The sequence below is a fragment of the Nocardioides sp. JCM 18999 genome (genome assembly GCF_055391175.1).
In genome coordinates this window covers 210,877-224,241 of record NZ_AP043887.1, presented here as the reverse complement: position 1 = coordinate 224,241, position 13,365 = coordinate 210,877, and the positions used below count along the sequence as shown (strand labels likewise).

Below are 13,365 nucleotides of genomic sequence, written 5' to 3'. Positions count from 1 at the left end.
GACCGAATCGGAGAACAGCCGCCCGACCTGAGATGTTTCTCCTCGTGGATTGGGTGTCGTTACTGGTCGTGGCCTTCGGTGTGGGCATCGTCGTCGGCCTCACCGGGATGGGTGGTGGCGCGCTGATGACGCCGGCACTCATCGCGCTCGGGGTCCCCCCGAGTGCGGCGGTGGCCAACGACCTGGTCGCCGCCGGGATCAACAAGTCCGTCGGCGCTGCGGTGCACTGGCGCCACGGCTCCCCCAACCTCAAGCTCGCCGGCTGGCTGATGGTCGGTTCGGTGCCGTTCGCCTTCGCCGGCGGGTTCATCGTCCACGACCTCGTGCCCGGCGACACCGAGGGATTCCTGAAGATCGCGATCGGGATCGCGCTCGTCTTCGCGGCCGCCTCCTACACGCTGCGGATCCTGGTGCAGCAACGCCGGCTCGCCCAGGGCAACGTCACGACGAGTGAGATCTCCGTTCGCCCGATCCCCACCCTGCTCGTGGGCGCGTTCGGTGGACTGCTGGTCGGGATCACGAGTGTCGGGTCAGGCTCGTTGATCATGGTGGCGCTGCTGATGCTCTATCCGATGCTGAGCGCGGTGAAGCTGGTCGGCACCGACCTCGTCCAAGCCGTTCCGCTCGTGATCGCCGCAGCGATCGGCCACGTCATCACGACCGGTGTGGACTGGAACGTGCTGATCCCGCTGATCCTCGGCGGCACGCCCGGCACCTACGTCGGCGCACGGCTGGCTGCCCACATCAACCAGAGCGTCATCCGCCGCGGCATCGTGATCGTGCTGACCCTGACCGGCCTGAAGATGCTGGACGTGCCGCCGACCTGGATCAGCCTGATCGGAGCTGGTCTGCTGCTGCTCGGGCCACTCGCCTGGGGCGGGATCCGCTACGCCGCCGGGCTCCCGGCCTTCGATGAGAACCGGTCAGCCTGGCGAACGTCGGCACCTAGCCGAGATCGAGTCCACTGAGGATCTCGAGCACCCGGTCGGCCAGCTCGGGGCGGCAGACCACCAGGTCGGGCAGGTAGGGCGACTCGCGGTTGTAGGCGAGCTCGGAGCCGTCGACCCGCGAGGTGAAGAGCCCCGCGGCACGAGCGACGGCGACCGGCGCCGCCGAGTCCCACTCGTACTGGCCACCGGCGTGGACGTAGATATCGGTGATGTCGCGCACCACCGAGAGCACCTTGACCCCGGCCGAGCCCATCGGCACCAGGTCCGCGTCCAGAGCCTCGACAAGCGCATTGGTGAACGCCGCCGGCCGCGACCGCGACACCGCGATGCGGAGCGCACCGTCGCCACGCTCCGGAAGCACCGGCGCGGTCGGCCCCGTGACGAAGACGTCACCGAGCGCCGGCTGCGCGACCGCGCCCACCGTCAGTCCCTGGCCTCGCTCCCACAGCGCCACGTGCACGGCCCAGTCGTCCCGCGGCGGCTCGGAGAACTCCCGCGTCCCGTCGAGCGGGTCGATGATCCAGACTCGGTCGGCGCTTAGCCGGGCGGCGGAGTCGGCGGCCTCCTCGGAGAGCACGGCATCGCCGGGAGCGAACGCGGCGAGCAGGTCCGCGAGGACCGCTTGGGCAGCCTGATCGCCCGCGTCCTTGAGTTCCTTGCCCTCAAGCCCGGAGGTGGCACGGACGTTGAGCAAGCGTTCTCCCGCCTGCGTGGCGAGCCAGGCGGCGAGGTCGTGGTCAGTGGCGAAGTCGGACACGAAGCGAACCCTAGCGATGTCCGCGCCCGTCATCTGCGCGATATCAATCTCCCGTAGGCTCGCGGGGTGAAGATCGCTATCGCCGGCACCGGCTACGTCGGCCTGAGCAACGCCGTCATCCTCGCCCAGCACCACGAGGTGTTCGCGCTGGACCTCGACGCCGACAAGGTCGCCAAGATCAATGCCGGAGTCAGCCCGATCGAGGATGCGGAGCTCGAGGACTACCTCGCGACTCGCGACCTGAATCTCACTGCCACCCTCGACAAGGGGGCCGCCTACGTCGGTGCCGACTTCGTCGTGATCGCCACCCCGACGGACTACGACACCAAGTCCAACTACTTCAACACCCGCAGCGTCGAGAGCGTGATCGCCGACGTCGTCGCGATCCAGCCGACAGCGGTGATGGTGATCAAGTCGACCATCCCGGTCGGCTTCACCCAGAGGATGCGGGAGGAGCACCCCGGCGCGCAGATCGTCTTCTCTCCCGAGTTCCTCCGCGAGGGACGTGCGCTCTACGACAACCTGCACCCCAGCCGGATCGTGGTCGGCTCGGCCCACTTGGACGAGGCGGGCCAGGCGGCAGGCAAGCAGTTCGCCGACCTGCTCCTCGAGGGTTCACTCGAGACCGACGTCCCCGTGCTCTTCACCGGCTCGACCGAGGCCGAGGCGATCAAGCTCTTCGCCAACACCTACCTCGCTCTCCGCGTGGCCTACTTCAACGAACTGGACACCTACGCCGCCCTGCACGGACTCAGCAGCGCCCAGATCATCGAGGGCGTGGGCCTCGATCCCCGGATCGGCGGCCACTACAACAACCCGAGCTTCGGCTACGGCGGCTACTGCCTGCCCAAGGACACCAAGCAGTTGCAGGCCAACTACGAGAAGGTGCCGCAAAACCTGATCAGCGCGATCGTCTCGGCCAACACGACGCGCAAGGACTTCATCGCTGACGACATCCTCCGCCGCAAGCCGCAGGTGGTCGGGGTGTACCGACTGATCATGAAGGCCGGCAGCGACAACTTCAGGATGTCGTCGATCCAAGGCGTGATGAAGCGGATCAAGGCCAAGGGCGTTGAGGTCGTCATCTACGAACCCGCCCTGGAGGACGACACCTTCTTCAACTCACGGGTCATTCGCGACCTCGACGAGTTCAAGGCCACTGCCGACGTGATCGTCGCGAACAGGCGTACCGACGTCCTCGACGACGTCGCCGACAAGGTCTACACGCGGGACATCTACGGCCGCGACTGAGCGACTCGCACCAGGTCGCCCAACGCCACGAGCTGGTCCGGACCGAGCCGGTCTCGGTGGTAGCCCGCCGACGCGAGCAGACTGACCGCCTTGTGGGCCTGTCCCAGGGAAACCTGAGCCCTCTCGGCAAGGACCCGAAGCGAAGCGGCACCCAGCGCCGGGTCATCGACGATGGCAGCCAAGATCTTCACATTCGCCGCCGTCATCAGGCTGACCGTTCGGACTGACGTCCCGTTGGATGCCCGCGGAGCCGGACGCGGCCTGCCGTTGATCTCGACCACCACCATCCCGAATCGAACGGCCATGTTCCCGACGCTGTCGGCCCACGCCACGCCCGCTCCGGAGAGCTTGCGGCCCATCGCGGGACTGATCCAGGGGGCCACCACCATTCCGCCCTGCTCCACGCGGGCAGCAAGGACACCTTCCATGCGCACCGGATCCATCGCGTGGACAGCGAACCGCTGACGCGAAGCGCCCCAGCGAAGCGCGATGGTCGCGTCGGCTGCAACCAGGGGGGAGTTCTCCAGACGTACCGAACATTCCAGACCGACACTCTCGAAATGGCGACGAGCCGCCTCCATCAGGGTGTTCACATCTAGCATTTGTTCAGAATAGACGAACGATCGACTTCAATGAACAAAGCGGCCCCGAGCGTCGCACGGACGCTCTTCCGCCGCTAGGGTCGCCGCATGTCCGCCACGCACTCCGACTACCGGCTGAGCCAGCTCGACCAGCTCGAAGCCGAGTCGATCCACATCTTCCGGGAGGTGGCCGCCGAGTTCGAGCGGCCCGTCCTCATGTTCAGCGGCGGCAAGGACAGCATCGTCATGATGCGCCTGGCCGAGAAGGCCTTCTACCCGGCGAAGATCCCGTTCCCGGTGCTGCAGGTGGACACCGGCTACGACTTCGACGAAGTCCTCGCGACCCGTGACAACTGGGTCAGCCGGCTCGGCGTCAAGCTCATCGTCGCCTCGGTCGAGCAGGCCATCGCGGACGGGATCGTCATCGACGACGGCAAGACCCCGCGCAACCGCCTCCAGATCGGCACGCTGCTCAACGCGCTCGAGGAGGGCCAGTTCACGGCCGCATTCGGTGGTGGCCGGCGGGACGAGGAGAAGGCCCGAGCCAAGGAGCGCGTCTACTCCCACCGCGACGAGTTCGGTCAGTGGGACCCCAAGAACCAGCGCCCCGAGCTATGGAGCCTGTACAACGGCCGCCTGCACGAGGGCGAGCACATGCGGATCTTCCCGATCAGCAACTGGACCGAGCTCGACATCTGGGACTACATCGGCCGCGAAGGCATCGAGATCCCCAGCATCTACTACAGCCACCAGCGCCGGGTCTTCGAGCGCGACGGCATGCTGCTGAGCGAGACCCCGTTCAACCCGTGCCGTCCCGGCGAGGTCGTCGAAGAGCGCACCGTGCGTTTCCGCACCGTCGGCGATATCACCCTGACCGGGTGTGTGGAGTCCACCGCTGCCACCATCGACCAGATCATCGACGAAGTCGCAACCGCCCGGGTGACCGAGCGCGGCGCGACCCGCGGTGACGACAAGTTCAGCGAAGCGGCCATGGAAGACCGCAAGAAGGAGGGCTACTTCTGATGGCCAGCACGATCTCTTCCGGCGGCATGGACCTGCTTCGTTTCGCCACGGCCGGCTCGGTCGATGACGGCAAGTCGACCCTCATCGGTCGCCTGCTCCTCGACTCCAAGGCGATCTTCGAGGACCAACTCGAGGCCGTCGAGCGCACGAGCGAGGCCAAGGGCCACGACTACACCGACCTGTCACTGTTGACGGACGGTCTGCGCTCGGAGCGCGAGCAGGGCATCACGATCGACGTCGCCTACCGCTACTTCGCGACGCCGAAGCGGAAGTTCATCATCGCCGACACCCCTGGGCACGTTCAGTACACCCGGAACATGGTCACCGGTGCGAGCACGGCAGATCTCGGGCTCGTCCTCGTCGACGCTCGTCACGGGCTGACCGAGCAGTCCCGCCGGCACGCGGTCCTCCTCAGCCTGCTCCGCGTGCCGCACCTGGTGCTGTGCATCAACAAGATGGACCTGGTCGACTTCGATGAGGAGACCTTCAACAAGATCCACGCCGAGTTCACCGCATTCGCGACGAAGCTCAACGTGCCGGACCTCGAGGTCATCCCGATCTCGGCTCTCCAGGGCGACAACGTGGTCGAGCGCAGCCAGAACATGGACTGGTACTCCGGCCCGACCCTGATTCATCACCTGGAGAACGTCCACGTCGCCTCCGACCGCGACCTCGTCGACGTGCGCTTCCCGGTCCAGTACGTCGTGCGGCCCAAGTCGGACGAGCACCACGACTACCGCGGCTACGCCGGCCAGGTCGCCGGCGGCGTCCTGCGCCCGGGCGACGAGGTGATCGTGCTTCCGAGCGGCATGACCAGCACGATCGAAGGCATCGACCTCTTCGATCAGGAAGTCCCCGCCGCCTACCCGCCCATGAGCGTGACGATCCGACTGGCTGACGACGTCGACGTGAGCCGCGGCGACATGATCGCGCGCGTCAACAACGCGCCGGAGCCGACTCAGGACATCGACGCGATGGTGTGCTGGATGACCAACGCTCCCCTGCGCCCGCGGATGAAGCTCGCAATCAAGCACACCACTCGCTCTGCGCGCGCCCTCGTGAAGGACGTCCAGTACCGCCTGGACGTCAACACGCTCCACCGCGACCAGGACACCAAGGAGCTGGGGCTCAACGAGATTGGTCGCGTCCAACTGCGCACGACCGCACCGCTGTTGGCGGACGCGTACTCGAAGAACCGCACGACCGGCTCATTCATCCTGATCGACGAAGCGACCGGCGTCACCGTTGGCGCGGGCATGATCAACGGCTGACCTGGAGGCCTCGGTTCCGAGCCGCGCCCCAACGAGCAAGGGCCCGCACACCCATCCAATGGAACCGCGGGCCCTTGGCGGCTCAGCCGACCCCGATTCCCGCAGACGATGAGGTCAGAAGGTCCTTAAGACCCGCGCAGGGATTCCACCAATTAACGACCGCGCCGGAAACTCCCCCCGAACAACGGATCCAGCTGCGACGACGGAACCGGCGCCGACCCGAGAACCCGCGAGGATGACGCTGCCGGCACCAATCCAGACATCGTCGCCGATCTCTACTCCCGATACTAGATACTTATCGAAGTCGTCCGGATCATCCGATCCATAAACGTGATTCTCATCATGAATTGAGACGCGCTCACCTATCCGGACACGGTCGCCAATTTGCACATTGCAGTAGATCGAGATATACGCGTTCCTGTTCACAAATACTCGATCGCCAAGAACGAAATCACCTTGACAGTAGATATACGAACCACTCCGGATATCTGGGCGCCGCCCGATCTGCCACCTACCGGCACCCCGGAAGACCAACTCCACCCCGCGACCAAAGCGAACATACCCAACGCGTCGAACCTGGGGGAAACGCAACGCAAACAGGATCCATCGGAAGAGGCCAAAGCCGTCGCGCACGATGCGCTCAAGCAGGGAGGGCGAGACCTGCGAAACCGTTATCTGCGACGCCATGGAAATCCTCACTCCGGGTGAACCGACGGGCCGAACGCCGACTTGAAGCGAATCGCCCAGGGGACGATCACCAGAAAGAACAGGGAAAAGCCAGCGGCGAGAAGGGTGGACGAGGTCGGCGTACCCGTCCCATAGAAACCTAGCGCAAACGTGGCCGCCAAAATAAGGTAGCAAGCCGATGATCCTGGCCGACCACCAAGGACGCCGCGAATCAGTAAGAGAAAAATGAGAATCCCATAAACGCATCCCCCTACTAGCGCACCAACATTTCCGCCGAGCATGTAAAATGTTGTCGGCGTGCCGCCGGGCCTACTAACGAACACCACCGAACCCAGGCTTCCGTACATGTCCACCGTTGCGGCGGTGACAGTGCGTGAATAGCCCGGAAGGAAACTCAGGACATCCTCCACCAGCAGGCCAGCGCCGAGAGGTTCAAACCTGACGGGAATCACTACATGCGCGACACGGGCCGATTCACCAATCACGCCGAGAGTTGCTGCAATAGGGCGGACTACCGCAGGCACACCGGCATATGACACCGTCGCGAGTCGGCCGCTAGATCCAAGCTTCTCAGAGCGTGACTGAGCCAATGAACTGAATAGCGCTAGGGCTAAGAGGGCGACAATTCCAAGCACGGCAATCGCCCGCACAGACAGCCGTCGCCTTCGGGGACGAACAAAGTCTAGAAAAACGAAGAACCGAATCAGAACCATCAGAAGAATCATGCCCGGGACCGTCCGTCCACCTGCAGAGGACGATAGGACCGCAAGCGACAACAGCAGGAACCAATCCATACGGGGAATCGACGAACGCCGAGTCAATACGCAGGCCGAGGCCCCAATAGCCACGGGGCCCCAGATCAGGCCCACAACAGACTTGTTCGTGGCGAAGTTCCCCAATACTGGATCGTACCTAGCGGCGCCGGTTTGGAGCGCAATAATGACAACGGCCAATGCAATCAGCACTGGGAGTCGCTGAATCAACAACGGCAGGTCATCCGACCGCGGACTTCGCCGTCTCTGCCTAGGACCCCGCGAAGCAGTAGGCAATGCCCCGATCACCAGGATTCCAACCACAAACCCGGCGGTGAAGATCAGGTCGGTGATTATCGACGGAAACGCATTGCCAATTCCAAGGGCCAAGGGACCGCGGGTCAGGAGTGCCTCGATTGACCAGACACAACATAGAGCGCAGGCAAGCAGAATCCAACGACGTCGGGCTGAATTGATCACCCAATGGCGCCAATGTTCGCCGTCGTAAGATTTCAGTGGCTCAACTCTCACGAAGTTCGCCCCTCCTGAACCGAACCAAGACCGCAAGGTTCCCAATCAGCCCAACAATCGCTGCGATCAACACTGGGAGCGGCGCAAAAAGATAGGCACCCAACACGCCCAGTCCAACAATTAGTAACCAGTAGGTGAAGGCGGTTGCTACGCCGATTCTCAGTGAATAGCGCGATCCAACGGATCGCGAGACGGTCGTCAGCGGCGGAACTGACGCAACGTTAATTACCGCCGCCGAGGCAAGCACACACGCCACAAAGCCCAGCCACGCGCGATCTCCGGACGGAGCCAGGACAACTTGGACCAGGAAAGGAGGACCAACCGCAAGAATCGCAACGGTTGCCAAGATCTTCATTTCACGACGTACACCACGACCAAGTGTGGACCTTCTAAGAAGAGGCGCCAGCGCAGCAAAACCGATGATTGACCCAAGAGATGCAATTGACTGGGAAACTCGATAACTTCCCAAGACGCTTTGGGATCCGGCGTGAGCTAGCAGGGCCAATTCGCCGGTCCCGGAGGCAAATGACGTCATACCCCACAACGACGAGTTGATTCCAAAAGACTTTGGCGAAAGCCCGACAGCCATTCGGGCGGGTCTCACGCCGACAATGGCCACGCCGGTCAAGACGACTCCGACAAGAGTCTTCCAGAGCATCGATCCGATGAGCGCGTCGTCCGGATTCGAGAAGAGAAAGACAGCCGCGATCGGAGTCGCAAACTCGAACGTCGCGAAGACATTGGCGCGGACGAAACGTCCTTTTTGGACCTCCCAAGCGAACGCAAGCTGGCCAGGAGACAGCAATATCGCCAACGAGAGAGCAATAGCCAATCGAGCGGAGAGGTCAATTAGCCCCGAAACCTGAACTCCCCAGAGTGCGACCGTGCAGACAACGCCCAGCGCGGTCCGCCCTAGCAGTGCAGAAACCGTCTCAGAGATCGTCAGGCTCGCCTTTGTCAACAGCCATTGACTGACACCGTAGTCGGAAATAACCAGCATGAACTGCCAGATACTCATCGCGAGCGCTGCTGAGCCCAGACCGCTCAGGCCGGAGCGCGCCGCGAATATGACCACCAGCGCCAACGGCAAACTTCTCGGGGCAAGGTAGGCCGTCGTTACAAGGGCAGTCTCCAGTCTTGCGCCAACAAGATTCTTAAGCATCGAAATCGTCACAGTTTCCAAATTGCAGCATCTGGCAACTTTCTGCCGGATTGCCGGCGCAGCCGAAGCGGTCGAAGTCGAACCGCTAAGCGCATCACCTCAAGCGGGAATACAATCCAAGTCCGCAACACCTCTGGAGATCTCAGAAATTGGCCACGCCTCTTCCAGAGAAGTTCGTAGATCCACGCGCGTACAAACATCGGAATGATGCCCCAGAAATTCTTGAACTCGTAGTTCAGAAAGGTCGAAACTACGAGATTTCGCCATCCTTGACTCTCGAATCGATAACGCACGGATGTAGCGGCTGGCTTACTCGACGACTTTCGATGGGTCATTGACCAGTCGATGTCACGAACCGCTTTCCCGCCAGACAAGGCGATTGCGTACGAGCCATCCAGGTCTTCTCCGTACGTGTGAAATCCATCGGGAAATAGTCCGACGTCAATCGCAACGGACTTGGCCACCAGTGGCGCGGCAAAGATGTCCCCGAGAATCGGATACATCCTAGGCCCGTGCATGTCAGGCGAAGGGCCAGTAATCCAACCCCGCAAGGGACCCCACGAGCAATCTCTGCTCTGTGTCGATTGGTCCGGATTGAGCACCAGTGGAAAGACGACCGCGAACTCCCGCGAGCTTGAATGTGCCAACGCTCGTTCGATCGAGTCCACGCCCAGTCGAATGTCGTTGTTCAGTAGCCAACATATGTCGGCACTGGCACGACCTAGGAGTACAGACATACCTCCGGAGTACCCAAGATTCACTTGCTCCCGAATTACTCGGACGGATCTCAGCGACGACCACCAAGTGGGAACGGCGTCATCTGAGCCATTGTCAAGGACGAGGATTTCTACTTCGCTATGTGAATCTGTTTGTATCAACTGGCTGTCTAGGTCCCGAAGAAGAGCAGAAGTATCCGAGTGACCGTTCCAATTGAGTATCAAGATGGATAATCTCGGTCGCCCAGCGCCGATGTCATACATGAATGTCACCCGGATGGTTAAGGGCGACGTCCCGCCACGCAGCCACGATCCGGCCGACCGAGAATTCCTGTCGGCGTTTCTCAAGTGCCTCGTCGAAGTCCACCCCTGATTGCATCACTTCCTCGATCGCTGCCGCGATTGCTACTGGGTCCGCCGACACGACTCGGCCTGGGACATAGTCGGGAATGAAGGAGTCCATGACGGGCATCGCAATCGCGACCGTTGGCAAGCCGGCGTCTGCGGCTTCCATTAGGGCGTACCCGAACGTTTCCGCGAACGAGGTCTGAACGACAACGTCATACTCTGGGAGCAGTTCAGACGCATTCGGGACGTGGCCACGAAGTGTCACACGGTTACCAATTTCAAGTTCGCGTATTTGGTCGCGAAGAGATGCCATCTCTGGCCCATCGCCGTAGATGTCCAACGAGTAGGAATCTCCAAGGTGGCTCATCGCATCTATTGCGAGACCCCAATTCTTACGGGGGGTAAGACTTCCCAAGCCGACCAACCTGACGTCACCAGTCCGATCCGCAGGGCGCTCCTCAGAACTGTTCGTTGGCACAATGTTCGGTATCACACGTCTACGGGTTCTAGGCGACCAAAGAAACGGGCGGGCCGCCTTCGCGCTCGCATCGCTAACTGATACGACGTCTGATGCACGCCACGAGAGGAGGGCGAGCAGAATGGCGCCAAGGGTCACCGACCGCTCATGACGAATTCGCCACCGAAGAACACTGTGTTCCCAGAGTATGATCCGCCGATACCGAAGTGGAACCGAAAGTGTCACCGCAGCGAATGACCAGATGCCCGCGGCGACCACCGTCGTCGTCGTCGTTTGCCCACCGATCGCTCGAATCTCTCTTCGAATTCTTGGAATGGCTCGGATGCGGCCAAGCCACCCTGGGCCGATTCCCAGTTCGATGATTGGCTGCGGAAGTGCATCTCCAGGAGTGGCTTCGCCGGAGATGACGAGCAAATGCGTAATCGGCGTGCCACCAGCCGCCATCAGGTCGAGGACTGCGCGTTCCATTCCCAGTCGTGGAACCAAGCGGTCCGCGACAAGTATGACGCTTTCCATGCTTTCATTCACAGGGATCACACAGTCTCACGAATCTCGGCAGGGCAAGATAGAAGGTCATGGCGGGTCAGCCGATCCGCTTCCACCGGCCAAGCGAGGTTTCGAGTTCCAAACTGAGCTGCGGCTTGTTCTTGGTGGTCATCGACGTGCTCGCCGAAGTCAGCCCGGCGCGGGACTGCGATTGGCCGAATACCCAGCTCTGCCATTCGGAGCAGGGATCCGACCCCGGCATGCGATACCACGACATCGGCCCGCTGGCATTGATCGTCGAACTCGGCGGCCGCCATATACTGGTGAACCTCGCCTCGAATCTCCGGAGTCATCGATTCACCCAGTTGCCAGATCAGCGTGTCATCGGCCGTCGTGATTGTCTCGATTTGTCGGATGAGTCTGTCGAACCGATAGGGTCGAATCGTTCCCAACGTGACAAAGATCCGTAGCGGACGCTCCGACATGGGTTGCTCGATGACCGTGTAAGCGTCGAGAAGCGACGATTCGTACCTCCACCGAGGACCTGCCCAGGCCTCGTGCTGCGTGAACAGCGACGCACCCCGCACTCCGGCGGCGAGCATCTTGCCGGTCAGCGACGGTCCGTCGAATCTTGAGACACTTTCAACGTAGACGAACGGGATGCGACGCCTTCTCGCGAATGCCGCGCCAGCCAAGGCGAGAGCTGCGCCCGTCGAAAGCACGAAATCGAAGTCTCCCTTGAGGTCTCGGACCATAATCGCTCGCGCGTTCAGTACTCCACGTACATCCCGAGGCGAAACATAAGGCACCTCAAAAACGTCCTCTTCGCTGAAAAGAGACTTTGTCTGCTCACTAGCGAACGTGACAACGGGACTTGAGGGATCGAGATCAAGCCGCTTCTTCCATCGTGCGATCTGGGCGAGATGCCCTCCAGTGGAAGCGACCAATAGGCCACGCTTTCCACGTAGGTCATCTAATGATGAAACCGTCCAGCTCATGGCAGGTCAATCTCCCTGAGTCACGTCGGGGGCGTAGCCGTACCCGTAGCCATACCCATAGCCGCGTCCCTTGATCGGAACCATGTTCATCACGACCCCTACAAGTCGCGCGTCGACTTGCTCAAGCCGGTCAGCCGAGAGGCGGACCTGTTCGCGGGTTACCTTTCCGTGCCGGACGACGAGAATGACTCCGTCGGCATGCGTCGCGAGAAGCGCTGCGTCCGTTACGGGGAGCAGCGGCGGGGCGTCGATGATCACAACTTCATAGGTGTCGCGAAGCTCCTCCAGAAGGTCGTGCATTGCTCGACTCTGCAGCAGTTCGGCAGGATTCGGCGGGACGGGCCCGGATGCGAGGAAATCAAGCCCTGTCGAGTCGTCGCTCTGAAGTGCGTCGTCGAACGTGACCTTTCCGACAAGGACACTCGTGACACCGACAGCGCCGTCCAAGCCGAGCCGGATGGCGGCGCGGGGCCGTCGCAGGTCTCCTTCGATCAAAAGGGTTCGTACCCCAGCTTGGGCGAGGCTGAGCGCAAGGTTGATGGAGGTCGAGGTCTTGCCCTCCTCCGGCACGGCGGAGGAAAGGACAAATACCTTATTGGACTTGTCGATGTCTACGAACTGCATATTGGTCCGTAGGACCCGGAATGCCTCGGCACGTGGCGAGTGCGAGGGAATTGCAGTGACGAGCGGCGTGTCCTTTGCAGCCGAGTCCAGGCCGATCGTTCCCAGAACAGGCCGGTCCGTGACTTCTTGCAGGTCCACTACGGAGCTGATTCGCGTGTCGAGCGCCTGGCGCAGCACGGCCAGACCAAAGCCCAGGAGGAGGCCCGCCACAAGACCGAGTACGGCGTTCCTCGCAGGTTTCGGCGAGACGGGGACGTCGGAGAAGCTCGCTTGGTCGACGATCGTGACCTTGACCGGAGCCGTTTCCTCCCCTGGCGGGGTCTCCAACTGGCGAACCATGTCACTCAGGTTCTCGGCGTAGGACTGAGCAATCTGCTGCGCCAAATGCGGGTCCGGGTTCGTAACAGTCAAGGTGAGGTTGACCGTGTTCGTCGCCACCTTCGCGGAAACCGATTCCGAAAGCTCATCAGGCCCCATCTCAAGGCCGAGATCGTTGATGACGCTCGTCGCCAACTCCTGGCTCGACACCAAGTCGGCGTATGACTGGACGCGCGCGATCGAGAACTGGCCCCCCTGGTTGAGCGAGTTCGCGTCATCGGTTGTCGTGGATACGAAGAGCCGGGCGCTGGAGGAGTACATCTTCGTCTGAGTGAGCGTCAGAGCGAATGCTGCGAACATGCAGACCAACCCGATCACGACGATCGAAATCCACCGACGACGGAGCACCTTCAGGTAGTCGCTCAGTTCCAT

13 protein-coding genes are annotated in these 13,365 nt (G+C 61.9%); 4 read left to right on the top strand and 9 right to left on the bottom strand.

From position 1 onward, the window contains the following. The first annotated feature begins 68 nt into the window (after window positions 1–68). Window positions 69–968: a sulfite exporter TauE/SafE family protein gene (locus ACZ5J1_RS01060; protein ID WP_464561744.1), complete on the top strand. Its 900-nt coding sequence runs from the start codon at window positions 69–71 to the stop codon at window positions 966–968. Here the strand turns inward: ACZ5J1_RS01060 and ACZ5J1_RS01055 are convergent. Next, on the bottom strand, window positions 946–1,707 hold the full coding sequence (locus ACZ5J1_RS01055; protein WP_464561743.1) for a 3'(2'),5'-bisphosphate nucleotidase CysQ: 762 nt from the start codon (window positions 1,705–1,707) through the stop codon (window positions 946–948). The genes ACZ5J1_RS01060 and ACZ5J1_RS01055 overlap by 23 nt on opposite strands. A gap of 102 nt (window positions 1,708–1,809) precedes the next feature. Between ACZ5J1_RS01055 and ACZ5J1_RS01050 the strand changes: the two genes are divergently transcribed. After that, a complete protein-coding gene (locus tag ACZ5J1_RS01050) occupies window positions 1,810–2,958 on the top strand; it encodes a nucleotide sugar dehydrogenase (RefSeq protein ID WP_464564828.1) in 1,149 nt (382 codons plus the stop codon). Here the strand turns inward: ACZ5J1_RS01050 and ACZ5J1_RS01045 are convergent. After that, window positions 2,943–3,560, bottom strand: coding sequence for a hypothetical protein (locus ACZ5J1_RS01045; RefSeq protein ID WP_464561742.1), 618 nt, complete (start codon window positions 3,558–3,560; stop codon window positions 2,943–2,945). The genes ACZ5J1_RS01050 and ACZ5J1_RS01045 overlap by 16 nt on opposite strands. Window positions 3,561–3,647: 87 nt before the next feature. Here ACZ5J1_RS01045 and cysD point away from each other — a divergent pair, with 87 nt between their 5' ends. Together cysD and ACZ5J1_RS01035 are read left to right on the top strand one after the other, a co-directional pair. Further along, on the top strand, window positions 3,648–4,562 hold the full coding sequence (gene cysD, locus ACZ5J1_RS01040; RefSeq protein WP_464561741.1) for a sulfate adenylyltransferase subunit CysD: 915 nt from the start codon (window positions 3,648–3,650) through the stop codon (window positions 4,560–4,562). Beyond that, the gene (locus ACZ5J1_RS01035; protein ID WP_464561740.1) at window positions 4,562–5,833 is read left to right on the top strand and encodes a sulfate adenylyltransferase subunit 1; all 1,272 of its coding nucleotides are present in this window, start codon (window positions 4,562–4,564) and stop codon (window positions 5,831–5,833) included. The genes cysD and ACZ5J1_RS01035 overlap by 1 nt, the downstream gene beginning before the upstream one ends. A gap of 114 nt (window positions 5,834–5,947) precedes the next feature. Here the strand turns inward: ACZ5J1_RS01035 and ACZ5J1_RS01030 are convergent, their stop codons facing one another. From ACZ5J1_RS01030 to ACZ5J1_RS01000, 7 genes are all read right to left on the bottom strand, one after another. Further along, the gene (locus ACZ5J1_RS01030; RefSeq protein WP_464561739.1) at window positions 5,948–6,520 is read right to left on the bottom strand and encodes an acyltransferase; all 573 of its coding nucleotides are present in this window, start codon (window positions 6,518–6,520) and stop codon (window positions 5,948–5,950) included. 8 nt (window positions 6,521–6,528) lie between these two features. Further along, complete coding sequence (locus tag ACZ5J1_RS01025) at window positions 6,529–7,245, bottom strand: hypothetical protein (RefSeq protein WP_464561738.1); 717 nt, start codon at window positions 7,243–7,245, stop codon at window positions 6,529–6,531. A 547-nt stretch (window positions 7,246–7,792) separates the two neighbouring features. Further along, entirely contained in the window at window positions 7,793–8,977 is a 1,185-nt protein-coding gene (locus tag ACZ5J1_RS01020; RefSeq protein WP_464561737.1) for a hypothetical protein, read from the bottom strand. Next, on the bottom strand, window positions 8,974–9,945 hold the full coding sequence (locus ACZ5J1_RS01015; protein WP_464561736.1) for a glycosyltransferase family 2 protein: 972 nt from the start codon (window positions 9,943–9,945) through the stop codon (window positions 8,974–8,976). Before ACZ5J1_RS01015 ends, ACZ5J1_RS01020 begins: the two co-directional genes overlap by 4 nt. After that, on the bottom strand, window positions 9,938–10,951 hold the full coding sequence (locus tag ACZ5J1_RS01010; RefSeq protein WP_464564827.1) for a glycosyltransferase: 1,014 nt from the start codon (window positions 10,949–10,951) through the stop codon (window positions 9,938–9,940). The genes ACZ5J1_RS01015 and ACZ5J1_RS01010 overlap by 8 nt, the downstream gene beginning before the upstream one ends. Window positions 10,952–11,040: 89 nt before the next feature. Further along, window positions 11,041–11,991, bottom strand: a complete 951-nt coding sequence (locus tag ACZ5J1_RS01005; RefSeq protein WP_464561735.1) for a glycosyltransferase — start codon at window positions 11,989–11,991, stop codon at window positions 11,041–11,043. A 6-nt stretch (window positions 11,992–11,997) separates the two neighbouring features. Beyond that, entirely contained in the window at window positions 11,998–13,365 is a 1,368-nt protein-coding gene (locus tag ACZ5J1_RS01000; RefSeq protein WP_464561733.1) for a tyrosine-protein kinase domain-containing protein, read from the bottom strand.